Source organism: Enterobacter cloacae complex sp. 309I3, assembly GCF_050031595.1.
Taxonomy (GTDB): domain Bacteria; phylum Pseudomonadota; class Gammaproteobacteria; order Enterobacterales; family Enterobacteriaceae; genus Enterobacter; species Enterobacter cloacae.
The window spans coordinates 1,132,362-1,159,265 of the sequence record NZ_JBLGWI010000001.1 but is presented as its reverse complement, the minus strand read 5'-3'; the positions used below and the strand labels follow the sequence as shown (position 1 = coordinate 1,159,265).

General features: G+C 55.3%; 24 protein-coding genes and 1 other annotated feature. Of the genes, 11 read left to right on the top strand and 13 right to left on the bottom strand.

Going from position 1 to position 26,904, the window contains the following annotated elements:
* Window positions 1–161: 161 nt before the first annotated feature.
* The 6 genes from htpG to ACQG22_RS05350 form a co-directional block, all read right to left on the bottom strand.
* Window positions 162–2,036 (bottom strand): molecular chaperone HtpG, encoded by a 1,875-nt coding sequence (gene htpG / locus ACQG22_RS05375; RefSeq protein ID WP_020685010.1) that lies wholly within the window; start codon window positions 2,034–2,036, stop codon window positions 162–164.
* 110 nt (window positions 2,037–2,146) lie between these two features.
* Window positions 2,147–2,752, bottom strand: a complete 606-nt coding sequence (gene recR, locus ACQG22_RS05370; protein WP_013095898.1) for a recombination mediator RecR — start codon at window positions 2,750–2,752, stop codon at window positions 2,147–2,149.
* Entirely contained in the window at window positions 2,752–3,084 is a 333-nt protein-coding gene (locus tag ACQG22_RS05365; protein ID WP_003858972.1) for a YbaB/EbfC family nucleoid-associated protein, read from the bottom strand. Before ACQG22_RS05365 ends, recR begins: the two co-directional genes overlap by 1 nt.
* Window positions 3,085–3,137: 53 nt before the next feature.
* A complete protein-coding gene (gene dnaX, locus ACQG22_RS05360) occupies window positions 3,138–5,063 on the bottom strand; it encodes a DNA polymerase III subunit gamma/tau (protein WP_020685009.1) in 1,926 nt (641 codons plus the stop codon).
* Window positions 3,744–3,808 (bottom strand) — a sequence feature (DnaX frameshifting element). Its footprint overlaps the gene before it by 65 nt.
* Before the next feature lie 88 nt (window positions 5,064–5,151).
* Window positions 5,152–5,703, bottom strand: coding sequence for an adenine phosphoribosyltransferase (gene apt, locus ACQG22_RS05355; protein WP_000127359.1), 552 nt, complete (start codon window positions 5,701–5,703; stop codon window positions 5,152–5,154).
* 151 nt (window positions 5,704–5,854) lie between these two features.
* Window positions 5,855–6,232 (bottom strand): DUF454 family protein, encoded by a 378-nt coding sequence (locus ACQG22_RS05350; protein ID WP_013095896.1) that lies wholly within the window; start codon window positions 6,230–6,232, stop codon window positions 5,855–5,857.
* 50 nt (window positions 6,233–6,282) lie between these two features.
* Between ACQG22_RS05350 and priC the strand changes: the two genes are divergently transcribed.
* Together priC and rsmS are read left to right on the top strand one after the other, a co-directional pair.
* The gene (gene priC / locus ACQG22_RS05345) at window positions 6,283–6,810 is read left to right on the top strand and encodes a primosomal replication protein N'' (protein WP_102751744.1); all 528 of its coding nucleotides are present in this window, start codon (window positions 6,283–6,285) and stop codon (window positions 6,808–6,810) included.
* A gap of 12 nt (window positions 6,811–6,822) precedes the next feature.
* Window positions 6,823–7,008 (top strand): pleiotropic regulatory protein RsmS, encoded by a 186-nt coding sequence (gene rsmS, locus ACQG22_RS05340; protein ID WP_023620091.1) that lies wholly within the window; start codon window positions 6,823–6,825, stop codon window positions 7,006–7,008.
* Window position 7,009: 1 nt separating this feature from the next.
* Here rsmS and mscK read toward each other — a convergent pair whose 3' ends face one another.
* Together mscK and acrR are read right to left on the bottom strand one after the other, a co-directional pair.
* Window positions 7,010–10,357, bottom strand: coding sequence for a mechanosensitive channel MscK (gene mscK, locus ACQG22_RS05335; protein ID WP_102751745.1), 3,348 nt, complete (start codon window positions 10,355–10,357; stop codon window positions 7,010–7,012).
* 113 nt (window positions 10,358–10,470) lie between these two features.
* On the bottom strand, window positions 10,471–11,124 hold the full coding sequence (gene acrR / locus ACQG22_RS05330) for a multidrug efflux transporter transcriptional repressor AcrR (RefSeq protein ID WP_023620092.1): 654 nt from the start codon (window positions 11,122–11,124) through the stop codon (window positions 10,471–10,473).
* A gap of 141 nt (window positions 11,125–11,265) precedes the next feature.
* Here acrR and acrA point away from each other — a divergent pair, with 141 nt between their 5' ends.
* The 6 genes from acrA to ACQG22_RS05300 all read left to right on the top strand — a co-directional run bounded on the left by acrA (window position 11,266) and on the right by ACQG22_RS05300 (window position 18,105).
* Window positions 11,266–12,459, top strand: a complete 1,194-nt coding sequence (gene acrA / locus ACQG22_RS05325; RefSeq protein ID WP_023620093.1) for a multidrug efflux RND transporter periplasmic adaptor subunit AcrA — start codon at window positions 11,266–11,268, stop codon at window positions 12,457–12,459.
* Between the two features lie 22 nt (window positions 12,460–12,481).
* Complete coding sequence (gene acrB, locus ACQG22_RS05320; protein ID WP_013095890.1) at window positions 12,482–15,628, top strand: multidrug efflux RND transporter permease subunit AcrB; 3,147 nt, start codon at window positions 12,482–12,484, stop codon at window positions 15,626–15,628.
* A 512-nt stretch (window positions 15,629–16,140) separates the two neighbouring features.
* Window positions 16,141–16,515, top strand: a complete 375-nt coding sequence (gene tomB, locus ACQG22_RS05315) for an Hha toxicity modulator TomB (RefSeq protein ID WP_008499288.1) — start codon at window positions 16,141–16,143, stop codon at window positions 16,513–16,515.
* A gap of 27 nt (window positions 16,516–16,542) precedes the next feature.
* A complete protein-coding gene (locus tag ACQG22_RS05310; protein ID WP_013095889.1) occupies window positions 16,543–16,761 on the top strand; it encodes an HHA domain-containing protein in 219 nt (72 codons plus the stop codon).
* 209 nt (window positions 16,762–16,970) lie between these two features.
* Window positions 16,971–17,522 (top strand): maltose O-acetyltransferase, encoded by a 552-nt coding sequence (maa, locus tag ACQG22_RS05305; protein WP_013095888.1) that lies wholly within the window; start codon window positions 16,971–16,973, stop codon window positions 17,520–17,522.
* A gap of 115 nt (window positions 17,523–17,637) precedes the next feature.
* Window positions 17,638–18,105, top strand: coding sequence for a YlaC family protein (locus ACQG22_RS05300; protein WP_013095887.1), 468 nt, complete (start codon window positions 17,638–17,640; stop codon window positions 18,103–18,105).
* Here ACQG22_RS05300 and ACQG22_RS05295 read toward each other — a convergent pair.
* On the bottom strand, window positions 18,077–19,537 hold the full coding sequence (locus ACQG22_RS05295; RefSeq protein ID WP_048970693.1) for a PLP-dependent aminotransferase family protein: 1,461 nt from the start codon (window positions 19,535–19,537) through the stop codon (window positions 18,077–18,079). The genes ACQG22_RS05300 and ACQG22_RS05295 overlap by 29 nt on opposite strands.
* A 101-nt stretch (window positions 19,538–19,638) precedes the next feature.
* Here ACQG22_RS05295 and ACQG22_RS05290 point away from each other — a divergent pair, with 101 nt between their 5' ends.
* Window positions 19,639–20,349: a GNAT family N-acetyltransferase gene (locus ACQG22_RS05290; protein ID WP_023620096.1), complete on the top strand. Its 711-nt coding sequence runs from the start codon at window positions 19,639–19,641 to the stop codon at window positions 20,347–20,349.
* Here the strand turns inward: ACQG22_RS05290 and ykgO are convergent.
* Window positions 20,346–20,486, bottom strand: coding sequence for a type B 50S ribosomal protein L36 (gene ykgO, locus ACQG22_RS05285; RefSeq protein ID WP_003859006.1), 141 nt, complete (start codon window positions 20,484–20,486; stop codon window positions 20,346–20,348). The two genes, ACQG22_RS05290 and ykgO, sit on opposite strands and share 4 nt — an antisense overlap.
* Before the next feature lie 2 nt (window positions 20,487–20,488).
* Window positions 20,489–20,749, bottom strand: coding sequence for a type B 50S ribosomal protein L31 (locus tag ACQG22_RS05280; protein WP_006176933.1), 261 nt, complete (start codon window positions 20,747–20,749; stop codon window positions 20,489–20,491).
* A gap of 231 nt (window positions 20,750–20,980) precedes the next feature.
* Between ACQG22_RS05280 and ACQG22_RS05275 the strand changes: the two genes are divergently transcribed.
* Window positions 20,981–22,558: an EAL domain-containing protein gene (locus ACQG22_RS05275; RefSeq protein ID WP_058684054.1), complete on the top strand. Its 1,578-nt coding sequence runs from the start codon at window positions 20,981–20,983 to the stop codon at window positions 22,556–22,558.
* Here ACQG22_RS05275 and ACQG22_RS05270 read toward each other — a convergent pair.
* Complete coding sequence (locus ACQG22_RS05270) at window positions 22,539–22,814, bottom strand: metal/formaldehyde-sensitive transcriptional repressor (RefSeq protein ID WP_014830896.1); 276 nt, start codon at window positions 22,812–22,814, stop codon at window positions 22,539–22,541. The genes ACQG22_RS05275 and ACQG22_RS05270 overlap by 20 nt on opposite strands.
* Window positions 22,815–22,948: 134 nt before the next feature.
* Here ACQG22_RS05270 and ACQG22_RS05265 point away from each other — a divergent pair, with 134 nt between their 5' ends.
* Window positions 22,949–23,776 carry a nickel/cobalt efflux protein RcnA gene (locus tag ACQG22_RS05265; protein WP_369706600.1) on the top strand — a complete coding sequence of 276 codons (828 nt, stop codon included), beginning with the start codon at window positions 22,949–22,951 and terminating at the stop codon, window positions 23,774–23,776.
* A gap of 33 nt (window positions 23,777–23,809) precedes the next feature.
* Here ACQG22_RS05265 and ACQG22_RS05260 read toward each other — a convergent pair whose 3' ends face one another.
* On the bottom strand, window positions 23,810–26,902 hold the full coding sequence (locus ACQG22_RS05260; RefSeq protein ID WP_369706599.1) for a beta-galactosidase: 3,093 nt from the start codon (window positions 26,900–26,902) through the stop codon (window positions 23,810–23,812).
* Window positions 26,903–26,904 lie beyond the last annotated feature (2 nt).

The window sequence follows — 26,904 nt, the reverse complement described above, 5'->3', positions numbered from 1 at the left end:
CAAAAGCGCTAAACAATACCACCAGAACGGATGCGGCTCAAGGAAGGCGGGAGGGCTGAAACGGATAATGGGGCGAGATTATTTGGGGGAGTGCGGTCTGGTGCCCTCACCCCGGCCCTCTCCCACGGGGAGAGGGAGAAGACCAGGGGAGGCGTGGTCAATTACGCCAGCAGCAGCGCATTCACACGTTTAATGAAGAGGTTAGGATCTTCCAGCGTGCCGCGCTCGGCCAGCAGAGACTGATCCAGCAGCAGTTCAACCCACTCAGCGAAGCGGGTTTCGTCCTGGGTATCCGCCGCGCGTTTCACCAGCGGGTGATCCGGGTTCAGCTCGAAGATATATTTCACTTCTGGCATTGCCTGACCCGCCGCGGCGAACAGTTTCGCCATCTGGGTACCCATTTCGTCCGCATCGGTAGTCACAATCGCCGGCGTATCGGTCAGACGGTGGGTGAAGCGCACCTCTTTCACACGGTCGCCCAGCAGAGTTTTCACGCGCTCAACGAACGGCTCCAGCGCCTTCTCGGCTTCTTTCGCGCTTTCATCCACTTCATCCGCCAGCTTGTCGATGGATTCATCGGCTTTGGCAACAGACTGGAATGGCTTACCGTCGAACTCGGTCAGGTAGTTCATCATCCACTCGTCGATGCGGTCAGAAAGCAGCAGCACTTCGATACCTTTCTTACGCAGCAGCTCCAGGTGCGGGCTGCTCTTCGCCGCGGCGTAGCTGTCGGCGGTGATGTAGTAGATCTTCTCCTGCCCTTCTTTCATGCGGGAAACGTACTCTTCCAGCGACACGGTCTGCGCGGAGGAGTCAGTGTTCGTAGAGGCAAAGCGCAGCAGTTTGGCGATCGCTTCTACGTTCGCGGTATCTTCCGCCGGGCCTTCTTTCAGCACCAGGCCAAACTGCTTCCAGAAGGTCTGGTATTTTTCCGCGTCGTCTTTCGCCAGTTTTTCCAGCATCTGCAGCGTACGTTTGGTCAGCGCGTTACGCAGGTTGCGGGTCACGGTGCTGTCCTGCAGAATTTCACGGGAGACGTTCAGCGGCAGATCGTTGGAATCTATCAGGCCACGGACAAAGCGCAGGTAGTTCGGCATGAACTGCTCGGCGTCGTCCATGATGAAGACACGCTGAACGTAAAGCTTCAGACCGTGCTTGTGATCGCGGTTCCACATATCCCACGGTGCCTGCGACGGGATATACAGCAGGCTGGTGTACTCCTGCTTACCTTCCACACGGTTATGGCTCCAGGTCAGCGGATCGGTAAAGTCGTGGGCGATGTGTTTGTAGAACTCGTTGTATTCGTCGTCCTTGATTTCAGCCTTATTGCGCGTCCACAGGGCCTGCGCCTTGTTGATTTTCTCCCAGGAGACCACGGTTTCACCGTCTTTCTCTTCCTGTTTTTCAATCTCAACCGGCAGGGCAATGTGGTCGGAATATTTGCTGATGATGGAGCGCACGCGCCAGTCGTTCAGGAAATCGTCTTCGCCTTCACGCAGGTGCAGGGTGATTTCGGTGCCGCGATCCGCTTTGGTGATGTCATCAACGGTGTATTCACCTTCACCTTTGGATTCCCAGAACACGCCGTTTTCCGCGCTGTCACCCGCCGCACGTGTACGCACGGTCACTTTGTCCGCCACGATAAACGCCGAATAGAAGCCCACACCGAACTGGCCGATCAGCTGGCTGTCTTTCGCCTGGTCAGAGCCCATTGATTCCAGGAACGCTTTGGTCCCGGATTTGGCGATAGTCCCGAGGTGGTCGATCACCTCGTCGCGGTTCATGCCGATGCCGTTATCGGCGATGGTCAGGGTACGGTTCTCTTTATTGAAAGAGACGCGCACGCGCAGCTCGCCGTCGCCTTCATACAGATCCGGGTTAGACAGCGCGCGGAAACGCAGCTTGTCCGCCGCATCGGAGGCGTTGGAAATCAGCTCACGCAGGAAGATTTCTTTGTTGGAATACAGGGAATGGATCATCAGGTGCAGAAGCTGTTTTACTTCTGACTGGAAACCACGGGTTTCTTGTCCTTTCATCTAAGTCGACCTCAACAATGCCATTTAATGGGGTTGTAAAACGTTGAGGGAGAGATGGGGATAAGCAGGGAAATTTTCAAGCGGAGGCTGCGAATGCCGCCTCCGTTTGGTCAGAAAATAATCTTGTGACGTCCGGCCAGAGAGTGCGACAGCGTGGTGCCGTCAACCATCTCCAGTTCGCCGCCAACCGGCACGCCGTGAGCGATACGGCTGGCGTCAACGCCGTACTGCGCGCACAGCTCGGCGATGTAGTTGGCGGTTGCCTCCCCTTCCACCGTGGGGTTGGTGGCGAGGATCACCTCTTTGATGGTCTCGGACTCCAGACGCTGTTCAAGGCGATCAAGACCGATATCATCCGGGCCAATACCGTCCAGCGGGGAGAGATGCCCCATCAGCACGAAATAGCGGCCAGAAAACTGCCCGGTTTGTTCGATGGCATAGATGTCCGCCGGACTCTCCACCACGCAAATCTGACCGTTCTCCTGACGACGCGGATTCGAGCAAATATTACAGACGTCCTGCTCGGTAAAAGTACGGCAATCCGCACAGTGACCAATCTCTGACATGGCGCGGGTCAGAGCCTGCGCCAGGCGCATCCCGCCGCTGCGGTCGCGCTGCAATAGCGTAAACGCCATACGCTGCGCCGACTTCGGGCCTACGCCCGGCAGGCAGCGCAACGCTTCCATTAACTGCGTGAGCAGCGGACTGGTTTGCATCAGAACGGCATCTTGAAGCCCGGCGGCAGTTGCATACCGCTGGATACAGAGGCCATTTTCTCTTTCTGGGTTTCGTCGATACGGCGAGCGGCATCGTTGAACGCGGCTGCAACCAGATCTTCCAGCATCTCTTTGTCGTCTTCGAGCAGGCTTGGATCGATTTCAACGCGGCGGCAGTTATGCGCACCGTTGATGGTCACCTTGACCAGACCGGCACCGGATTCACCCGTGACTTCCAGCTGAGCGATCTCTTCCTGCATCTTCTGCATTTTTTCCTGCATCTGCTGAGCCTGCTTCATCAGGCCACCCAGACCGCCTTTTCCACCAAACATAGGCTTCTCTCTCTTTCACGTTTAACGATGACAACCGTAAGTCAGACTCACGATCAAATGGGGCGAATACTCTCTTCATCCAGATCGGCGTCGAAGAACCGGCGCAGGGTCTGGATGTTGTTATCCGCAATAATCGACTCACGCGCCTGCGCGAGTTTCTCTTCATAAATGGCCTGGCGCCACTCCAGTGGCGTTCGCACCGCCGGATTATCATCTTCAATGATAGTCAATTCAACCGGTGCACCCTGCAATGTGGCCAGCGCCTCCGCCAGCGCTTTTTGTGCGCCGGGGGAGTTCAGATGCCGTTGACCAGGACGCAGATGCAGACGCACCTGATTACCGTCCTGCTCTTTCCAGGCATTCAGCGCGACCTGCTCGACCAGCTTAGGCAAATGCAGTTTACTGACCTCCGCGGCCCAGGCGTCACGCGCGATAGACTCTTCCGCGAGCTTCGCGGAAAGCTCCGGTGTTTTTTCATGCTCCAGCGCTTTCTTCAACGCTTTTGGCGTGGCAACCTCTTTCTTCACCTCTTCGACGATGGTCGTCGACTTCCAGCGGTAAGCCTCTTCTTTCACCGGGGCTTTTTGCTCGAGCGCGGACGGTGCCGGGCGCGCCTGTACGCGCTCCGTTACCGAGGCCAGTCGTTCAAGCGCGGCGTTGTTAACCGGCCGCGCTCTTCCTGGCGCTGCCGGTTCACTCTTTTTTGGTTTGGTTGCTCCCTGCGCTCGCTGCAACTGGCTGCGGGCGGCAAGCACCGAACTGGTGGCATCCGACAGCGGTACATTTTGCGGCGGCGCTGCCGGCTGTGCTGGCACCTGCTGCGGGGACATCACTGCCGTTGGAGCGGTCGGGGCGAATGACTGCCGGGGCACTTCAGGCTCTGGCAGCGGCATACGCGGGTGGAACGCCAGCGCACGCAGCAGCGTCATTTCAACGCCCATTCTAGGATCCGGCGCAAACGGCAGCTCTTTACGGCCAATCAGCAAGGTCTGGTAATAAAGCTGTACGTCAGCAGGCGGCACGGTTCGCGCAAGTTCACGCATCCGCTGTTCAATGGCCGCCATATCCGCCCCCATTGCTGACGGAGAGAGCTGAAGCATCGCTACACGGTGCAGCAGGCTAAGCATCTCGACCAGTAGGGCTTCCCACTCAACGCCACGGGCTGCAGCGGCATTCACCAGCGACATGACGCGCTCACCGTTCGCGGCGATCGTGGCTTCAATCAGGGACAGCGCCTGGTCGTCGTCCAGCGTGCCGAGCATGGTGCTGACCGCCTCCGTCGACAGTTTACCGTCACCGCTGGCAATGGCTTGATCCGTCAGACTGAGCGCATCGCGCAGGCTACCGTCCGCTGCACGGGCCAGCAGTTGCAGGGCGCGCGGCTCGTGGACAATGTTCTCTTCGTCAAGAATGTGTTCCAGCTGAGTACGGATCTGTTCAACGTCCAGCGCCTTCAGATGGAACTGCAAACAGCGCGACAGAATCGTCACCGGCAGCTTTTGCGGATCGGTGGTCGCCAGCAGGAATTTCACATGCGCAGGCGGCTCTTCCAGCGTTTTCAGCAGGGCGTTGAAGCTGTGACGTGACAGCATGTGCACTTCATCGATCAGATAGACCTTGAAGCGGCCACGCGCCGGGGCGTACTGCACGTTATCCAGCAGGTCACGGGTATCTTCAACTTTGGTGCGCGAGGCGGCGTCGATCTCGATCAGATCGACAAAGCGCCCCTGCTCGATCTCACGGCAGTTGTCACACACGCCACACGGCGTGGCGGTGATCCCGGTTTCGCAGTTCAGACCTTTTGCCAACAAACGGGCAATAGAGGTTTTACCGACGCCGCGGGTACCGGAGAAGAGATAGGCGTGATGGATACGACCTAGCGACAAGCCGTTCGCCAGGGCCGTCAGCACATGTTCCTGACCGACAACGTCGGCAAAGGTTTGTGGTCGCCATTTACGGGCTAACACCTGATAACTCATGGGCAGGCTCTGCAACGCTGGAAGGTGAATTAATGGAGGGGAATGCTATCACAACCTCACCCATTGAGCGAGGTTGTGAGAAACGGGATTAATGACCCGGGAAAGGCACCAGGCTGTAGCTGGTAATACCCTGTTTTTCCAGGCGCTGTTCGCCGCCCAGATCGAACAGATTGATGATGAAGGCCGCGTCGGTCACTTCACCACCCAGGCGACGAATCAGCTTCACGGTCGCTTCGATAGTGCCACCGGTTGCCAGCAGATCGTCCACCACCAGCACTTTGTCGCCAGGCTTAATGGCATCGACGTGGATTTCCAGCTGATCGGTGCCGTATTCCAGCTCATAGCTCTCCGCGATGGTTTCGCGCGGCAGTTTGCGCGGCTTACGCACTGGCACAAAACCTACGCCCATTGCCAGCGCCACCGGTGCGCCAAACAGGAAGCCACGGGCTTCGGTACCTACTACTTTGGTGATCCCGGCGTTTTTATAACGCTCTACCAGCAGTTCAATGCTGAGCGCGTACGCTTTCGGGTCTTCCAGCAAGCTGGTGACATCACGGAAAAGAATGCCAGGTTTTGGATAGTCCTGGATGCTTTTGATGCTGTTTTTCAGATATTCAAGCTGCTGTGCAGTTGCGGTCATCGGTTTGTGCCTAAATGAAACAGTGTTACTCACAGCGCGCAAAGAGGCGGTAAAGGTAACAATTGTTTAACCTTTAACCAGGCGCGCCTGTGCTCGAAAACGGTCGAATTTACTGGCTGCGCGCAATAATTGCAACAGCCATTATAAGGCTTCAGTGCTTTTGTTGCTTTTCATCAACCACGGGGATCCGCCACATAAAGATAAGCAGGCAGGTCAGGATAACCAGCAGCAGGATCCGCACCCACATCATTTTCACCAGCCATAATGAAATGGCGAAGGTGATGAGGATGACTGCAATCGCACGCGGCTTTGCGCCAGGCGGCATGGCCCGGTGTTTCTGCCAGTGGCGCAGATAGCCGCCAAACCACGAGCGATACAGCAGCCAGTGATGAAAACGCGGGGATGAGCGGGCAAAACACCAGGCTGCCAGCAGAATAAACGGCGTCGTGGGCAAAAGTGGCAAAACCACGCCCAGGGTGCCTAACACTACCGCCAGCCAGCCAATGATGATTAAAATAGTACGCTGCATAATGCGAATCGTTATCAAACTGAACGGCTACTTTACCACTGGAGCGCGCCTTGAAAATAGCCCTGCTTTTAGAGACGCTGCAAAATCAGCTCGTTGCCCTGCGCACGCAGGCGTCACCGTTGATGCAGCATGCGACGCTCAAACCGCGCTTTGACCGGCAGTTATTTCATACGCGTAGTACGCTGATGAAAGACTATCTTGATGAGGCGCAGACCAACCTCGACGAACTGCGACAGTCCGTGAATGACGGTAAACATGAGCAGGTGGCCTGGCTTGCGGAGCATCTCACCAGTCAGATCACCGCCCTGCACCGGGAGATCGCAGCCTGGCCCCTGCGTACGTGGGATAGCGCGTCGCCCGGCCTCGGTAAATGGCAGCGCAAACGGCTGGAGCACCAGGAGTTTGAACGCCGTCTGTTTGAGATGAAGCGCGAGCGGGAAGCACGTCTGAGCAACAGTGAAACGCTGGAAGAGCAGCAGTTATTGATGCGCGAAATCGACGCGCTGGAAGGACGTCTTGTCCGCTGCCGTCAGGCGCTGGATGAGATCGAACGCGTCATTGAACGCCTGACCCGTTAAAAGGAGCCACACATGTCGCTGGAAAATGCCCCCGATGAGGTCAAACTGGCCGTCGATTTGATTATGCTGCTGGAGAATCATGAGATCCCGGCTGAGACGGTGCTGAAGGCACTGGAGATTGTGCGGCGGGATTTTGAGGGAAAGGTGAAGGCCGGTTGCCCTCACCCTAACCCTCTCCCACAGGGAGAGGGAAAATAGTTCAGGCGGGAGTCGGATCGTCACCCTTAATCTCACGCTTCACTTCCGTATGCTCGTCACCTTTCTCGTTATGCAGGTGAACCTCAAGCTGGTTGAAAGCAATATTGATATTGTTTTCACGGCACAGACGGTCGATGGAGCGGTTCAGTTCATCCACGGTGTAGCTGCGATCGCGAAGCTCACGCACGTATAAACGCAGCTCGTGATCCAGCGTGCTCGCCCCAAAGGTGGTGAAGAAGACGTCTGGCGCCGGCTCGTGCATGACCTTTGGATGCTCTTTTGCGGCCTTCAGCAATACCTCTTTCACCTTATCCAGATCCGAACCGTAGGCTACGCCGAGGCGGATCACCACACGCGTCGTCGTATCAGAGAGCGACCAGTTGATCAGACGCTCGGTCACGAACGCTTTGTTCGGGATAATCACCTCTTTGCGATCGAAGTCGGTAATGGTGGTCGCACGAATGCGGATCTTGCTGACGGTACCGGAGAAGGTCCCGATGGTCACCGTATCGCCGATTCGCACCGGACGTTCGAACAGGATGATCAGTCCGGAAACGAAGTTACCGAAAATCTCCTGCAGGCCAAAACCGAGACCCACAGAGAGAGCTGCCGCCAGCCACTGCAGTTTATCCCATGACACGCCCAGCGAGCCGAAGACCGTCATCGCCCCGACAATAATGATGACGTAGTTAAGGATGGTGGTAATGGCATAGGACGCCCCCTGACGCAGGTTCAGGCGCGACAGCACCAGCACCTCCAGCAGACCCGGCAGGTTTCGAATCAGCGCCCAGGCCACCATCGACGACACCACCGCAAACAGCAGGCTGCCCATGGTGACGCTTTTCATCACCGCAGCGCCTGCTTCGGTCCCGCTGTACTGCCAGAGAGTGATACTGTCGAGATAGGCAAAGACGGTAATCAAATCAGACCAGATGGCCCAGAACATCACCGCGAACAGGGCAATCATCACCAGCATGGTGATACGCAGCGTCTGCTGGTTAACCTGCTCCAGCGCGATGGTCGGCTCTTCCTGCGGCTCCGCGCCTTCGGCGCCCTCTTTCACCTGATGCTGACGACGCGCAATGGCGCGGCGATAAGCGATACGGCGAGCCGCCACGCTCAGACCGCGCAGTACGGTCTGGTAGAGCAGATTCCAGACGATCACCAGATAGACGGTTTCTATCCAGCGGCCGGACAGGCGCAACGTGGTGTAGAAGTAGCCCGTCGCCGTGAGCACCATCAGCGCCAGCGGAATGATTGCCAGCACCGTGACGGTGGCGAGGCGCAGGTTGTGGGACTCTTTATCACGCCAGCTATCGCGGCACATCGGCCACATCAGGATGGCAATCAACAGCAGGTTCAGCAGAATGACCAGCTGACCCAGAACGTCATCCATCAGATGCAGCGGAGAAAGCTCGGAAACCACCGACCAGAAGTGCAGCGGCAGGAGCGCCAGGCTGATGCGGACAATCTGACGACGCCAGTGGCTGGTCAGTTGCTGTGGCATATTGAAGTGACGCACCGCCACGCCGTCTTTTTCCAGCACCTTCCAGCACAGACCAAACACCAGCCAGAACAGGGCCAGCTTTTTACTGAAAGCCCACAGCAAATCGCTGACGTTGAGCTGCATGGTGAGCAGGATCAGGCCAACCGCCAGGATGATCAGGCACACCGGCAGCGCGCGAATGAGATCGATCAGAATCGCTTTTGGCGTATGCAGCTGGCTGTCATTTCGCAGTTGCCCCACTTCTGAGGCCAGCTTCGCCTGATAGTTCTTCAGCCATCCCAGACGCCAGCGGATCACGCCCGCAATCAGCAGCAGCGGTAATCCCGCCAGGAAGGCAATCATCACCGCGGGCCAGGCTTTCTCCCAGTTCCCGGTGATTTTCATGCTTTTAATCTGCGTTTTCAGCGTTTCGGGGAAGGATTTAACCCAGTCCCAGTCCATCGGTTTGTTGCTGTTAACCCAGAAAATCTGCTGGGTTAAAATCTCCTGCAGACTTTTAGAAACGCTCACCAGCTGCTGCTGGTTGATCTGCAGGTTAATCGCCATCATCAGCTGGTTACCCAGCTGTTTATTGAGCTGGTCAAGCAGCTCGCGGCGCATATCCACCACCTGCAACAGTGCGTCGTGCACTTCCGGGTTCACTTCACTGGAGTGGCCCTCTTCTATTTTGGCGACAAAGGTATCGCTCTGGAAAAGGGCATCGCGCTGCTGGTTGACGTCAAACTGTTCCAGACGTAAATCCGCAATGCGGTTGGTCATGTCCTCCAGCTCGTCGGCAGAGGGCAGCGTCTGTTGTTGCTGATAAAGAATGCGTGACAGCAGAAGGCTGCCTTTCAGCACCGCAATTTGCTCTTTGATGTTACGTTCCGCCTGGAGCGCGCGGTCCAGCCAGTTTTTAACTTTAATGTTCTGTTGAACCAGCGAGTTACCGTTTTCGGTCGCCTGAATCAGGCGCTCGCTCAGCTGATGGTTTGCGTCGAGCTCCTGCTTCACCAGCGGATTGGCCTGGATGCGGGCGGTTTCGTCCGGCGATACCGCCTCCTGGGCGGTTTTTTCCGTCAGCGTCAGGCGCTTGCTGTTCACCGCCTCCTGCAACAGCTGAAGCTGGTGTTCCAGACGGTTAATGTTGGCGGTCACGTAATCACGCTGTTTTTGTAGCGTGTCCTGCAGCACCGTATTCCCTTCCAGGCTTTTACGCTGCTGTTCAATTTGCGCATTCAGTAACGACTGCTGAACCAGCAGCAGCGTTTGCTGCGTCGGGCGCAGCGTGCCTTCACCCACCGTGGTGCCGTTAAGGCGGTTACGGATTTGCTGCAGCTGCTGAGACGCGGCGTACATCGCGTTTTGTACGCGCTCGGGCTGAGTCTGCAAAGAGACAAGCTGACTGTTGTAGGTGGCGAGATCCGACTGTGCGGTTTGCAGGTCGTCGAGCAGTTGCGCGACGCGTGACTCCAGCTGACGCAGCGACAGCGTTGCCAGCGTTTTGCGCGTTTCGTCGTCGTTATCTACGTCGCTCAGGGCATTTAGCGAATCCGTTGCTTTACGCATGTTTTCAGGCGCCTGCGCCACCTTCTGACGAAGCTGGGTGGTTTCCGCTTTGACGCGCTCAATTTTATCCAGTGATTCCAGCGTTTCCGTCAGATCCTGCTGAACGAGTTTGTCCTGCGGCGTAAGATCTTTTTGTTTATTCAGGGCGTCGAGCTGCGACTGGACATCAGCACGTGATGGAATGTCATTGCCGTTATCGGCGCGGGCCCAGGAAAGCGGTGCCGTTGCGAAGAAAAACAGCATCGCGAAGAGTAGTGCAAGAACAGGATGTTGCGAGCGATTGGTGTGCAGCATAGTCGTGAGTGATGTCAGAAGATGACCGAAAATAGTCCGGCGTGCAGAATATCACGCTCGCCTGAAGCAGAATAGCGCGAACGTGAGCCTCTGAGATAAATCCTGGAAATGGCTCAGGCAGTGAGCGAAGTCGCGTCGCTGCGCAGCGTCGGGCAGAGCTGTAGCATTTCCAGTAAAATCGCTACGTAGCTGCGGGCTTCCGCTTTTAAGTCAAAGGATTGCGGGGCAAAAAGCCAGTTTTCCATCAGGCCCGAAATGTAGCTGCGCATCAGAATAGCCGCCCGGCGGGTCAGGAGATTGGCCGGTAGCAGTTTAGCCTGCATGCACTGGTTCAGGTTCTGTTCAATGCGGTCATAGCTTTCCAGGCTAAGGCTGCGCTGCGCCTGCTGCACAACAGCCATCTCTCCCACAAACTCACATTTATGGAAAATAATTTCCATCATTAACCGACGGCGCTCTTCAACTACCGTCGCTTCAAGGATATATACTAATATTTCTCTTAATACTGAGAGTGGATCGTCAGGGAATTTTGCCCGATACTCACTCTCGAGATCGCTAATGCTGGACTCTGAAAGCTCCCAGATTTCACTGAACAGATCTGACTTGTCTTTAAAATGCCAGTAAATCGCTCCCCGCGTAACGCCAGCGGCCTGAGCAATCTGTGCCAGCGAGGTTGACGAAACACCTTGCTGAGAAAATAAGCGGATTGCCACATCCAGAATGTGTTGTCGGGTTTCAAGCGCTTGTTGTTTGGTTTTTCGTGCCATAAGTGGGTGAATTTACAGGCGTCAGATTTACATACATTTGTGAATGTATGTACCATAGCATGACGATAATATAAACGCAGCAATGGGTTTTTGGACTCAGGACCATTGATCAATTTGAAATCGGACACTCGAGGTTTACATATGAACAAAAACAGAGGGTTAACGCCTCTGGCGGTCGTTCTGATGCTCTCAGGCAGCTTAGCGCTTACAGGATGTGACGACAAACAGGCTCAACAAGGAGCGCAGCAGATGCCAGAAGTTGGCGTTGTGACGCTCAAATCCGAACCTCTTCAGATCACCACCGAATTGCCTGGCCGCACAAGTGCTTATCGCATTGCAGAAGTTCGTCCTCAGGTGAGCGGCATTATCCTGAAACGTAACTTTACCGAAGGCGGCGATGTGCAAGCCGGTGAGTCTCTTTATCAGATTGATCCCGCAACGTATCAGGCGTCGTATGAAAGCGCGAAAGGCGACCTGGCGAAAGCGGAAGCGGCGGCCAAAATCTCTCAGCTGACGTTGAATCGTTACAAAAAACTGCTCGGTACGCAGTACATCAGCCAACAGGACTACGACACAGCCCTGGCGGATGCACAGCAGGCTAACGCGGCCGTTGTGGCAGCAAAAGCAGCTGTCGAAACCGCGCGCATCAACCTGGCCTATACCAAAGTGACCTCCCCTATCAGCGGTCGTATTGGTAAATCCTCCGTGACGGAAGGGGCACTGGTGCAAAACGGTCAGGCCACAGCGATGGCAACCGTGCAGCAGCTTGATCCGATCTACGTTGACGTGACGCAGTCCAGCAACGATTTCCTGCGACTGAAACAAGAGCTGGCAAACGGCACCCTGAAGCAGGAGAACGGTAAAGCCAAAGTGGAGCTGGTCACTAACGACGGCATCAAATATCCACAGGCGGGTACGCTGGAATTCTCTGATGTGACGGTCGACCAGACCACCGGTTCCATCACCTTACGTGCGATCTTCCCGAACCCTGACCACACCCTGTTGCCAGGTATGTTCGTTCGCGCACGTCTGGAAGAAGGCACTAACCCAACCGCACTTCTGGTTCCACAGCAGGGTGTGACCCGTACGCCACGCGGCGATGCGAGCGCACTGGTTGTTGGCGCTGGTGACAAAGTCGAAATGCGCAATATCACTGCTACGCAGGCGATTGGCGATAAGTGGCTGGTGACGGACGGTCTGAAAGATGGCGATCGCGTGATTGTTACTGGTTTGCAAAAAGTTCGTCCTGGCGCGCAGGTTAAAGCACAGGAAGTGAAGTCTGACGATAAACAACAAGCTTCGGCCGCTGGCCAGTCAGAACAAACCAAGTCTTAACTTAAACAGGAGCCGTTAAGACATGCCTAATTTCTTTATCGATCGCCCCATATTCGCATGGGTGATCGCCATTATTATCATGCTGGCCGGGGGACTTGCGATCCTGAAGCTGCCTGTTGCGCAATATCCGACCATTGCGCCACCGGCGGTGACGATCTCCGCAACCTACCCGGGGGCGGATGCGAAAACGGTGCAGGATACCGTTACGCAGGTTATCGAACAGAACATGAACGGTATCGATAACCTGATGTACATGTCCTCAAACAGTGACTCCACCGGTACGGTTCAGATCACCCTGACCTTCGAGTCTGGTACTGATGCTGACATCGCGCAGGTTCAGGTACAGAACAAACTGCAGCTGGCGATGCCGCTGCTGCCGCAGGAAGTACAACAGCAGGGTGTGAGCGTCGAGAAATCGTCCAGTAGCTTCCTGATGGTTGTTGGCGTTATCAACACCAACGGCACCATGACGCAGGAGGATATTTCCGACTACGTGGGCGCCAACATGAAGGACGCCATCAGCCGTACTTCAGGTGTGGGTGACGTTCAGCTGTTTGGTTCCCAGTACGCGATGCGTATCTGGATGGACCCGAACAAACTGAACAACTTCCAGCTGACGCCGGTTGACGTCATCAACGCCATTAAAGCACAGAACGCCCAGGTTGCAGCCGGTCAGTTAGGCGGTACGCCGCCGGTGAAAGGCCAGCAGCTTAACGCGTCCATCATCGCGCAAACCCGTCTGACCTCCGCCGATGAATTCAGCAAAATTCTGCTGAAAGTGAATCAGGACGGTTCGCAGGTTCGCCTGCGTGACGTGGCAAAAGTGGAGCTGGGTGGCGAAAACTACGACATCATTGCGAAGTTTAACGGTAAACCGGCTTCCGGTCTGGGTATCAAACTGGCGACCGGTGCTAACGCCCTGGACACCGCAACGGCTATCCGTGCAGAACTGAAGAAGATGGAACCGTTCTTCCCGTCAGGTCTGAAGATCGTTTATCCGTATGACACCACGCCATTCGTTAAAATTTCGATTCACGAAGTGGTTAAAACCCTGGTAGAAGCGATCATCCTGGTCTTCCTGGTGATGTATCTGTTCCTGCAGAACTTCCGCGCGACGCTGATTCCAACCATCGCCGTACCGGTCGTCTTGCTCGGAACCTTCGCCATACTGGCAATATTTGGCTACTCGATAAACACCCTGACGATGTTCGGGATGGTGCTCGCCATCGGTTTGCTGGTGGATGACGCCATCGTGGTGGTAGAAAACGTCGAGCGCGTCATGGCGGAAGAAGGTCTGCCGCCGAAGGAAGCAACCCGTAAATCCATGGGCCAGATCCAGGGCGCGCTGGTCGGTATCGCGATGGTGCTGTCCGCCGTATTTATTCCGATGGCCTTCTTCGGGGGCTCTACCGGTGCGATTTACCGTCAGTTCTCCATCACTATCGTTTCTGCGATGGCGCTGTCGGTGCTGGTGGCGTTGATCCTGACGCCTGCGCTGTGTGCAACCATGCTGAAGCCGATTCAGAAAGGCGGTCACGGCGAGCACAAAGGGTTCTTCGGCTGGTTTAACCGCATGTTTGATAAGAGTACGCACCACTATACCGACAGCGTAGGGAACATTCTGCGCAGCACCGGTCGTTATCTGCTGCTCTATATCATCATCGTGGTGGGCATGGCCTATCTGTTCGTTCGTCTGCCAAGCTCGTTCCTGCCAGATGAAGACCAGGGCGTATTCCTGACGATGGCGCAGCTTCCGGCGGGTGCATCGCAAGAACGTACCCAGAAAGTGCTGGATGAAGTGACGGACTACTACCTCACCAAAGAAAAAGCGAACGTTGAATCCGTGTTTGCGGTTAACGGCTTTGGCTTTGCGGGTCGTGGCCAAAACACCGGTATCGCCTTCGTTTCACTGAAAGACTGGTCCGAACGTCCGGGCGAAGAGAACAAGGTTGAAGCGATCACCGGCCGTGCAATGGGCACCTTCTCGCAGATTAAAGATGCGATGGTCTTCGCCTTTAACCTGCCAGCGATCGTTGAACTGGGTACGGCGACCGGTTTCGACTTCCAGCTGATTGACCAGGGCGGTCTGGGCCACGAGAAACTGACTCAGGCGCGTAACCAGCTGTTTGGCGAAGTGGCTAAACACCCTGACCTGCTGGTCGGCGTGCGTCCTAACGGCCTGGAAGATACGCCGCAGTACAAGATCGATATCGACCAGGAGAAAGCACAGGCGCTGGGTGTATCCATCAGCGACATCAATACCACACTGGGCGCAGCCTGGGGCGGTAGCTACGTTAACGACTTCATCGACCGTGGTCGTGTGAAGAAAGTGTACGTGATGTCTGAAGCGCAATACCGTATGTTGCCGAACGATATCAACAACTGGTACGTTCGCGGCAGCGATGGCCAGATGGTGCCGTTCTCAGCCTTCTCGACGTCGCGCTGGGAATACGGTTCACCGCGTCTGGAACGTTATAACGGGCTGCCATCCATGGAAATTCTGGGTCAGGCCGCGCCGGGTCGAAGCACCGGTGAAGCCATGAACCTGATGGAAGAGTTGGCCAGCAAGCTGCCTGCGGGTATTGGCTATGACTGGACCGGTATGTCCTATCAGGAACGTCTGTCCGGTAACCAGGCCCCTGCCCTGTACGCCATTTCACTGATTGTGGTGTTCCTGTGTCTGGCGGCACTGTATGAGAGCTGGTCAATTCCGTTCTCCGTTATGCTGGTGGTGCCATTGGGGGTTATCGGTGCGCTGCTGGCCGCAACGTTCCGTGGGCTGACCAACGACGTGTACTTCCAGGTAGGTCTGCTGACAACCATTGGCTTGTCGGCGAAGAACGCGATACTTATCGTCGAATTCGCCAAAGATCTGATGGAGAAAGAAGGTAAAGGCCTGATCGAAGCCACGCTTGAAGCTGTTCGTATGCGTCTGCGTCCTATTCTGATGACCTCACTGGCATTTATCCTCGGGGTACTGCCGCTGGTTATCAGCTCTGGTGCGGGTTCCGGCGCACAGAACGCGGTAGGTACCGGGGTAATGGGCGGTATGATCACCGCGACCGTACTGGCTATCTTCTTCGTACCGGTGTTCTTTGTGGTGGTTCGCCGCCGCTTCAGCCGGAAGAATGAAGATATTGAACACAGTCATTCGGTAGAACCTCACTGATACCGGTTTCACATGATAAAAAGGCCGCATTAGCGGCCTTTTTCATTTCTGAAAAAAATCATAAAATACGCTTATTGTCGTTTTATTTATTTTATGCCATGTTTAAAAGGCATATCATAATTAGTAGAAAACTTAATGGGCGAACTCAGGATTTTTTTAATTCCATTTCGCCGCTTAACTTATTAGGAATATTCCTAATAACAAGTCCATACAAAGAAAATTCTGAATCCGGACTTTTTCCGCGTGTTTACGCTAAATCAATGAAACGTAAGGAAGCGAAAAAAAACCAGCGTTAATTTGGATAAAAGTGTTCATCTTAGGATGTACTATTGCGTAAACGCTCGCAGACTCTGATTTTAATTGTAATTTTTCGTAATAGCGCGGTGAAATCCTGATCAGAGTGGCTTATAGTTAGAGTGAACAGGAGCACAGCACCCGTAGAGCTAAGTAGGTTGTATCCATCCCGACAATGATGTTCGGTGAGTAAGAAATCACTCAGAAGGGGATGCGCTATGGACGAGTACTCGCCAAAAAGGCATGATATCGCGCAGTTGAAATTTCTCTGCGAATCCTTGTACCATGACTGCCTTGCCAATCTTGATGAAAGTAATCATGGCTGGGTGAACGATCCAACATCGGCCATCAATTTGCAATTGAATGAGTTGATAGAGCATATCGCGACCTTCGCACTTAATTATAAAATTAAGTACAATGAAGATAATAAACTGATTGAGCAAATTGACGAATACCTGGATGACACCTTTATGTTGTTCAGCAGCTACGGCATTAACGCGCAGGATTTGCAGAAATGGCGTAAATCTGGAAACCGGCTATTCCGCTGTTTCGTCAACGTGAGCAGAGCTAACCCGGTTAGCCTTTCCTGTTAAAATTATTACAATGACTAAGGTGAATTTATGTCTGATAAACCACTCACAAAAACCGATTATTTGATGCGCTTACGACGTTGTCAGTCAATTGACACACTCGAACGCGTGATTGAAAAAAATAAATACGAGCTTTCTGATAATGAACTGACCGTATTTTATTCAGCCGCTGACCATCGTCTTGCCGAGCTGACCATGAATAAACTGTATGACAAAATCCCGCCTTCCGTGTGGAAATTTGTCCGTTAGTTGTTGAAGTGTGTCTGTAGAGGTTCTACGCCACTCTCTTAGTTGTTTATACCTTTCGAATTACGATCCCGGTGTTAAAGCCAGGTCTCCGTGTAAAACGTGATCATTAGCAACAATGTTGTGACTTTAGTCACACGCGCTTTTCGGGAACGTTCCCTTCCTGGCTTATCCCGATTACCCTGCGGTAATCGAACCCAGAGAGGCATCCTATGAGCGTAGAAAAACAGAAAATGATTGCGGGTGAACATTACCGTCCTGGTGATGAAACATTACGGGCCGACCGACTGCGTGCCCGCCATCTGGTTCACCGCTATAACCACTCCGCCCCCGATGAGAAAACAGAACGCCAGAAGATTCTGGCGGAACTGCTGGGGCAAAGTGAAGGGGCTTATATTGAGCCAGCTTTCCGTTGTGACTATGGCTATAACATTTTCCTGGGCAAAGAATTTTACGCTAACTTCGACTGCGTGATGCTCGATGTCTGCCCTATTCATATTGGTGATAACTGTATGCTCGCGCCTGGCGTGCATATTTATACGGCCACCCACCCGCTGGATGCCGAAGAACGCAACAGCGGAGTGGAATACGGTAAACCCGTGCGCATTGGCAATAATGTCTGGATCGGCGGACGGGCAGTGATTAACCCGGGCGTCACGGTGGGGGATAATGTGGTGATTGCCTCCGGCGCTGTGGTGACAAAAGATGTCCCGGCCAATGCCGTCGTCGGGGGTAATCCGGCGAAAATTATCAAAATGCTGTGAAGGTGTGGGGAGTCAACTGTTATGGTCTTTCAGCACATAACTGTTACTTTTTTCAGTCAAATGGCTCCCCTAAAATAGGCAGATCCCCTGTATTCAACAATCATGAAGGCAAAAAATGACCGAAATACAGCGCCTGCTTACCGCCACCATCGACGATCTCAACATCCGCGAAAAGCGCGATAATCGCCCGCGCTTTAGCATTAGCTTTATTCGCAAACATCCAGGCCTGTTTGTCGCAATGTATGCCGCCTGGCTGGCAACGCTGATTGTCATGCTGAAATCCGAAACGCTTGTGGACTCCGTCTGGCTGCTTGTGGTGCTGTTTGTGGTATTTAACGCGTTTTTCTTTTTTGACGTGCATCCGCGCTATCGTTATGAAGATATCGACGTGCTCGATTTCCGGGTCTGCTATAACGGCGAGTGGTACAACACCCGTTTTGTCCCGCCGGAGCTGATCGACAGCATTCTGCACTCCCCTGCAGTAGAAACCGAACAAAAAGAGAAACTGCAAAAAATGGTCTCAACCAAAGGCCAGCTCTCTTTCTATGATGTCTTTACCCTTTCCCGCCCTGCTGTTGCGTGATCAGTATTTGTATGCGTCGGATAGCCGACGCATACAGTGAAGCGGATGTGTTTCCGTAGCCTAATACCAGACCGCTCTGCCCCTGTTTTGTATCAAGGTAATACCCGCTCAATGCCGCTGGAGCCAGCTGATACGCCCTGGCCTGTTCCACCAGTTGCCTGTCGTCGATTCCGTCAATCGCCACCGTCAGATGCATGCCCCCTTCCCCCGCCAGAATCCGGTGTGGTACATGAAGCTCCGCATTCAGAGCCTCACGCAGCTGCCGGTAGCGTTTACGATAGAGACGACGCATGGCTGCCAAATGGCGGGCATAGTGACCCTCTTCAATGAACAGCGCCAGGGTACGCTGCTCGGCGCGATGCCCACCGCGCAATAACGAACCGATGGCCGGGCGTGCCGCTTTCGCCAGCGCCGGGGGGAAAACCATAAACCCCATTCTGAGCGACGGGAATAACGTTTTGCTGAATGTACCCAGATAAACAACGGGCGCATGGTTAATCATTCCCAGCATCGCCGGTACCGGCTCACCGCTATAACGAAACTCACTGTCGTAATCATCCTCGATAATCCAGGCGTTATGTTGTCGCGCCACATCCAGTAACGCCAGACGCCGCCGCGCGCTGAGGACACTTCCGTAGGGAAACTGATGTGAAGGTGAAGTAAAAATAAGCGAAGGGGACGGCGCCTCTGTTCCTTCCCAGCACATGCCCTCTCCATCAACAGGTATTCCCGTTATGGCTAAACCCGCTTTCACAAAGGCGCTTTTTGCGCCGGCATAGCCGGGATCTTCCACCCAGGCAACATCGCCCGGCTCACTCAACAGCAGGGTGCAGAGATTCACACCTTCCAGTGCGCCTTCGGTGATCACAATCTGGCTGGCGTCGCAGTCAATCCCGCGGGAAAGCGCAAGGTGGCGGGCAATGGCCGCCCGCAAAGCAGGTTCCCCGGCGGGATCGCCGTAGCCCAACAGGGCACTTCCCTCCTCCCGCAACACGCGATCGTACAGGCGCCGCCAGAGCGGCAAGGGAAAATAGTTGATGGCCGGTGTCCCCGGCGTAAAGGCCAGAACCGGCGTGCTACGCGGTACAGGGGCAGGCAGTGCGCTAACCCGCCCGGCAAGCGCAACCGCGGGCGCCGGTAAATCCTGCGCGAGCTGACGGGCCGCTAGCGGTGCCACCCGCGTTCCCTGGCGGCTACGCAACAGATACCCTTCGAGCGTGAGCTGTTCCAGTGCCCCATTAACGGTGTTTCGGGAAAGGGAGAGATGCCCGGCCAGCGTTCTGGAACCAGACAGGCGACTACCGGACTGTAACCTGCCGGACAATATGTACTCCCGCAATGAAAGATAAAGCGTGCGCTGCAGCGTCTCTTGTCCGCGGTTTTTCAGCGCCGTATTCAGCAAGGTATACAGTTCATCGCCTGGAATATTCATCGCCCCTCCTCGTGGTACCACCAAAACATAGCCTGTTGGTCCTTTTTAAGGAACCACTTCTTCACTAGTCTGGAACTCTTTACAACGTCACGGAGATGAAGATGAATACTTTCAATCAGTTTGGGCAGCCGGTGGGCGAAGCGCTAATCGACTGGCAGCCCCGTCAGCACCCTTCCCGGGTGGTCCTTCAGGGCCGCTACTGCTGGCTTGAGCCGCTGCAGGTGGAGCATGCCGGTGCGCTGTTTGCCGCTTATTCGCTCGCCGGGGATACCCGAAGCTGGACATGGCTTCTGCGTGAACCCGATGCCACGGCAGGTGAATTTGCCGCATGGGTGGCAAGCGTGAGTGAATTATCAGACCCGATACACTTTACCGTCTTCGATAATCAGACCCGCTCCCCGGTGGGAACCCTGGCCCTGATGCGTATCGACCCCAAAAATGGCGTTGTGGAGGTGGGACACGTTCATTTCTCCCCGCTGTTGAGCCGCACGCCGATGTCTACCGAAGCGCAGTTTCTGCTGATGCAATACGTGTTCGATACTCTGGGCTACCGGCGTTATGAGTGGAAGTGCAACAGCCTAAACGAGCCTTCCCGCAAGGCTGCGCTGCGTCTGGGCTTTTTGTTTGAGGGGCGTTTTCGCCAGGCGCTGGTCACCAAAGGCCATAACCGGGATACGGACTGGTTTTCGATTATCGACAAAGAGTGGCCAGCGCTGGCGAGCGCCTTTGAAAGCTGGCTTGCCACCGACAATTTTACTGCCGATGGCAAACAGAAAAGATCCCTGGAAAGCTGGCGTGAAACGGGCGTCTAGCGTCTTTTTTTACGTCCCTGCACCGCTTTAAAGCGCGGGTTTGATTTGCAAATCACATACAGGCGTCCCTTACGTTTGACTATCTGGCAATCCGGGTGACGCTGTTTCGCACTCCGCAACGAGTTAAGTACCTGCATGATCACCCCCGCTTCGCATTAAGAAAGCCGCCAAAACGTTTACGGAAGCGCGCCGCGCTGCCATCCGTTGAGAAGGTTTTCTGTTTGCCGGTATAAAACGGATGCGATTTTGAAGAGACCTCGATGGTGATGTAAGGATAGGTTTCACCGTCGAGTTCAATTTCGCGGTCAGTCTTGATGGTTGAACCAACTTTAAAGTATTCATTGGCACTGGTGTCGTGAAACACCACGGTGCGATAGGCTGGATGGATATTGGGTTTCATCGTGAATCACTCATGTTTTGTTATAACATAACAAAATAATATCCAGGCTCTGCGGTAAAAACAACCCCCGAGAGTGCATCACATTTCCGACGATATTTTTTGATTTCGCTGCTGCGGAACGAAAACCATGACGCTCACGTGCTATAACTATATCATTTCGCGGTAAAAACTTTCTCCTCTGGCAAGCGTCTCAGTGCCCTGGAGTGGGCATATGAGGAAGGACACGGCAGCATGAAAACCCGACATCTGGTCAGCCTGGTGACTGGCATACTGATCTTTTCTGTGCTGATACCGATTTGCCTCAGTATCTGGCTGGCGCATCGCCAGGCGGAAGAAAAATTTGTCGATGCGCTGGACAGCTATGCCTCACGCGTGCTGTTGCGTACGGACAGGGTTGTTGGGCAGGCCAAGGAAGCGCTCACGCAACTGCAGACCTTTAAAGGCCCTCCGTGTAGCCATTTGCATTTACGGGAAATGCGCCGGATCGCCTTCTCGTGGCTCTATGTTCAGGAAGTGATCTACACCGATAACCTTAAACCGCTGTGCTCGTCGCTGGAACAGGTCAGCAAAGCGACCGCGTTCCCGCCGCCCATGCGCATTACGGAAGATGGCTATAGCGCGTGGCTTACGAGGCCAAACGAACTCGGTTTCAACCGCAACATGGCCGTGCTGGGGCAAGGACATTATCTTGTACTGGTCGATCCCGCCTCGCTGGTGGATGTGATCCCCTTCGCCGATATTTCTATCGATGCCGCCCTGGTAGCGAACGCAACGCATCTCGTGTTTTCCAGCAGCAGTAAACTGGATCCGCACATCCGCAACATGATTAAAGATCAGGAGATGGTCAGTGTTGAGTACAACGGTGCAATGTACGTCATGAAGCCCGTACCGGAGTTGGGAATAAACGTTGTTGCATGGGCTGCGCTGAAACCGCTGGCGGAAACCTGGCACCGGCAACTCCTTTTCTGGCTGCCGTTTGGCATGCTGATAAGCCTGCTTGCCGCCCTGTTTGTTCTGCGGATATTGCGTCGCATCCAGTCGCCGCGTAACCGCCTGCTTGATGCCATCAATAACCGCGAATTCGAGGTTTACTACCAGCCTATTGTGGCGCTCTGTAGCGGGAAAATAGTGGGCGCAGAGGCGCTAACGCGTTGGCCCCAGCCTGACGGGAGTAGCCTGTCGCCTGACAGTTTCGTCCCGCTGGCGGAACAAACTGGGCTTATCTCGCGCCTCACGCATCTGGTGATCGAAAAAGTGTTCGAGGATATGGGCAACTGGCTGCATCTCCATGCCGATCAGCATATCTCCGTCAACCTCGCGCCTGCAGATTTAACCTCCGGCAAACTGCCGCCGCTCCTGAGCCAGCTACTCAATAAATGGCAAGTCCGCCCGGAACAGATAGCGCTTGAATTAACCGAACGCGGCTTTGCCGATCCCAAAATCAGCGCACCGGCCATCGCCGCTTTTCGCCGTTCGGGCCACGCCATTTACATCGATGATTTTGGCACGGGCTATTCCAGCCTGAGCTATCTGCAGGATCTGGACGTCGACACGCTGAAAATTGATAAGTCGTTCGTGGATGCGCTGGAGTACAAAAACGTAACGCCACACATTATAGAAATGGCGAAATCACTGAAGCTGGCGATGGTTGCTGAGGGAGTGGAAACCGCAGGGCAGCTCGCCTGGCTGCACCGTCACGGCGTGCAATACGGGCAAGGCTGGTACTACAGTAAGGCGCTGCCAAAAGCGGAATTTATGGCATGGGCAGAAAATAACCTTAACGCCCCTTCTACTTCAGATAAGATTTGATCACCTGTAAAACCACGCCAAGATCGGCCTCACGCTGATCTTCCTCAGGCTCTTTGACGACGTGATCGGTTAAATGGCCTTCGATCACCTGCAGCATCATGCCATTCACCGCACCGCGGATCGCGGCCAGCTGCTGTAATACCTCGGCACACTCATGCTCGTCGTTACTGAGCATTTTTTCCAGCGCGGTGCTCTGCCCCTGAATTTTCTTCAGGCGAGTCAATAACATCTTCTTGTGACGAACCGTATGTGACATCTCTGCATCCTTCTTCTTCTGGCGGGTAAAGCATAACACGCCCTACTCCCCCTTAGTATTTTTCTACTGGGGGGTAGTATTAAACTACTGGGGGGGAGTACTATCTGCGCACCTTTTCCAGTGCGGATTTTGTAATGAACGATTTTGCTTCTCTTCTGCAACAGGGCAACGTATGGCTATTCATTCCCAGCGCGATCCTGCTCGGTGCCCTGCATGGTCTTGAGCCGGGCCACTCTAAAACAATGATGGCGGCCTTTATTGTGGCGATCCGTGGCACGCTGAAACAGGCGGTATTATTGGGGCTGGCGGCCACGCTTTCCCATACCGCGGTGGTCTGGATCATTGCCATGGCGGGATTATGGTTTGGTCGCGGCTGGGATGCGCAAACCTCTGAACCCTGGTTCCAGCTTATCTCTGGGGTATTGATCGTTTTGATCGCGCTGTGGATGGCGTGGCGTACCTGGAAGGAGAATCAGCCGCACGATCATCATCACCACCATGACCATGACCATGACCATGACCATGACCATGACCACCATCATGATCATCACCACCATGAACATCAACTGGTTGCAGAGGAGTGGCAAGACGCCCACCAGCGCGCCCATGCGCAGGATATCAATCGTCGTTTTAACGGACAAAACGTCACCACCGGGCAAATTGCGATGTTTGGGCTGACCGGCGGGTTGATCCCCTGCCCGGCGTCAATCACCGTCCTGCTGATCTGCCTGCAGCTCAAGTACTTTGCCCTGGGCGCCACGCTGGTATTTAGCTTCAGTATTGGTCTGGCGTTAACGCTGGTGGCATCGGGCGCGATTGCCGCGTTAAGCCTTAAACATGCGACAAAACGCTGGCCGGGGTTCAGCGAGTTTTCACGCAAAGCACCGTGGTTCTCTGCGGCACTGATTATCCTGGTGGGGGGTTACATGATCCTGCACGGGTTAGGCGGTATCCTGGCCTGAACCAGGCGGCCAACGCGTGGCCGCCACCGAAGGTCAGTTGAGGTTCTGACGCCAGCTAAAGCGATAGCGAAGCTGGCGATTTTGCAGGATAAATTCCGGCGAGACGCTGGGGCTCCAGGAGTCATCTCCACCCACGCCCATATGGAACGCATCAAGATTGAGCCAATACCCCGGCTCGTCACGCAGCAGATGGTGATGGGTTGTCTCACGCAGCTGTTGCTGGCTGTAGCGGCTCACAGAGAAATGGAACTGCCCGTTCAACTGATGCCTCCCCAGCACCAGTTCACGGGTATCGCACCGCAAGCCGTTTTCCGTCGGGAAGATGTACGGCGTATGCATTGCCTGCAGCGGCAACGTCCAGCGCCCCTGCTGTGCTGCCAGCTTTCTGTCCGGGTAGTTTTCATGCGGCCCCAGCCCCAGCCAGTGAACGGCTTCCGGCGGCCGGGCAAGATGCATGCTCAGGCCAATACGCGCAGGCTCCGGAATATCAGACGCAACCTCTACCTCAACCTCACCGTGCAGCACACCCTGATCGTCCACTCGCCAGACTTTACGGCTCAGGAACAGCGCTTTGCCGAGATGTTCCCAGGCATGCAGCGTCGTGACTACCGCCTCGCGGGCATGCTGCTCTCCTTCACAACGCAGCAACCGCGGGGTGATGTCGTACATCCCCGCTGCCTTCCAGCGCTCCACCCATGCATTTGGATCGATACGCGTGGCCTCGCTGACCCCGATATCATTGTCCAGCGGCGCGCGGGTAAAGTTATCCGTCAGCGGCGAGAGCAGCGTTTCAACGCCATTGTTCAGCCACTGCGTCAGGTGTCCTGAGGTACGGTCAACTATCCATCGCTGCTGCTGGTGCGTCAGGGTCAGCATCTCATCGGTTTGCGTCAGTACCGGCGGCACACCCACCGGTGCGGGCGGGGCGATAAACAACGGTGCCGGGAGCGGCCATTGATCCCACGCGCAGCGATGGTTTTCCGGTGACCACGGCGTTGCCTTCAGCTGGTACACCTCGACATTCAGCCAGACCTCGCCCGGCTCCGCCGTCAGCGCGGGCAGAGAGATGTCCAGACGCTGAGTCTCCTGAGGCGCGATGGAGAGCGTAACCTCCCCCTTAGCCAGCACCGTTCCGTCACGGGTCACCGACCATCTGAGCAGCTCGTTATCCGTATGACGGAACAGGTAATCGCTTTGCACGTCCACCACCAGCGGAGAAGTGCTTACCCGCGTAAAGGTAAAGAACTGCTGCGCGCGCTGAGCCTCATACAGTGCCGGGTGCGGCGTGCGATCGGGGAACACCAGCCCGTTAAGGCAGAACTGTCGGTCATTGGGTGTATCACCAAAATCGCCGCCGTAGGCCCAGAACGGGGTGCCATTTTCATCTTTCTTCGTCAGCGCCTGGTCGACCCAGTCCCAGACAAATCCTCCCTGCAGACGTGGATGGCTACGAAACGCCTGCCAGTATCTGGCGAAGCCACCAAAGCTGTTGCCCATTGCGTGGGCGTATTCGCAGAGGATCAGCGGTCGGGTTTCATCCGGCAACCCGATCCATTTTTTAATGGACCATTTCGGCACCGCCGGGAACGGCTGGTCCTGATCAACACGGGCATACATCGGACAAATGATATCGGTCGCCGCCGTGTTCGCTCCGCCGCCTTCATATTGAACCGGGCGCGTCGGATCGGTGGTTTTTAGCCAGCGATACAGCGCGTCGTGGTTTGCACCGTGGCCAGACTCATTGCCCAGCGACCAGATGATAATGGACGGATGATTACGATCGCGTTGCACCATGCGGGTCACGCGCTCGCTCATGGCGGGCAGCCAGCGGGGATCGTCAGCGAGACGACTCATCGGCACCATGCCGTGGGTTTCGATATTGGCCTCGTCAACCACATACAGGCCGTAGCGATCGCAAAGCCGGTACCACAGAGGATGGTTCGGGTAGTGCGAGCAGCGTACGGCGTTGAAGTTGTGTTGCTTCATGATTTCGATATCGCGACGCATCGTCGCTTCGTCCATCACCTGGCCGTTTTCCGGGTGATGTTCATGCCGGTTGACCCCGCGGATCAGCAGTGGCTTGCCGTTGAGCTTCAGCAGGCCATTGCTGATTTCAACGCGGCGGAAACCCACATCACAGGCTTCAATCTCCAGCACCTCACCCTGCGGGTCCAGCAGCGCGATCGTCAGCCGATAAAGCTCTGGGGCCTCAGCACTCCATAAGGCGGGTGACGCAACCGGGATCGCCACCGTCAACCGCTCTTCCCAGTTGCCGCGTTCATCCACAATGGCCGAACCTGGCCGCCGGGTGGCGCTGGCACAGCGTTCACCGTTGCGCCAGAGCGTTATTGCCACCTCGCACTCCGTAAAGTGAGCGCCCGCCAGGGCGACATCCACCTTCAGCACGGCGCGATCCAGCTCCGCATTGAGGTCGGTGACCACCTGATAATCCGCGATGTACGTCTCCGGCTTATGCAGCAGCGACACATCGCGGAAAATCCCGCTCATGCGCCACATGTCCTGATCTTCCAGATAGCTTCCGTCGCACCAGCGCAAAACCATCACGGCCAGGCGGTTCTGGCCAGCACGCAATACGCCCGAGAGATCGAATTCGGCCGGCAGACGGCTGTCCTGGGAATACCCCACCCACTGACCGTTGCACCAGAGATGAAACGCCGAGTTCACGCCATCAAAGATAATGCGGGTTTGCCCGCCCTCGAGCCACGCGTCCTCCACCTCAAATGTGAGCGAGTAACAACCGACCGGATTCTCCGCCGGAACAAAGGGCGGATTGACGGGAATGGGATAGGTGACGTTGGTGTAAACAGGTGTATCAAACCCCTGCATCTGCCAGATTGACGGCACCGGCATCGCAACGGCATCCGGGCAATCTTCGCCTGTCCATGCCTGCGGAACCTGCTCAGGTGCAGAAAAGAAGCTAAATCGCCACTCCCCATTCAGGGAACGTCGGCTGATGGATGCCGCGTCCTCTCTGGCGGCGTGTTCATTACGCCAGCTATGAAATGGCGCATGCGCCGCCAGCCGGTTCCACTGGGTGACGCCGGGATTTTCCCAGTCCCGACGGGCCAGAAGTGCGCTGAGAGTCAGCGAGACAGTATTGGACATGT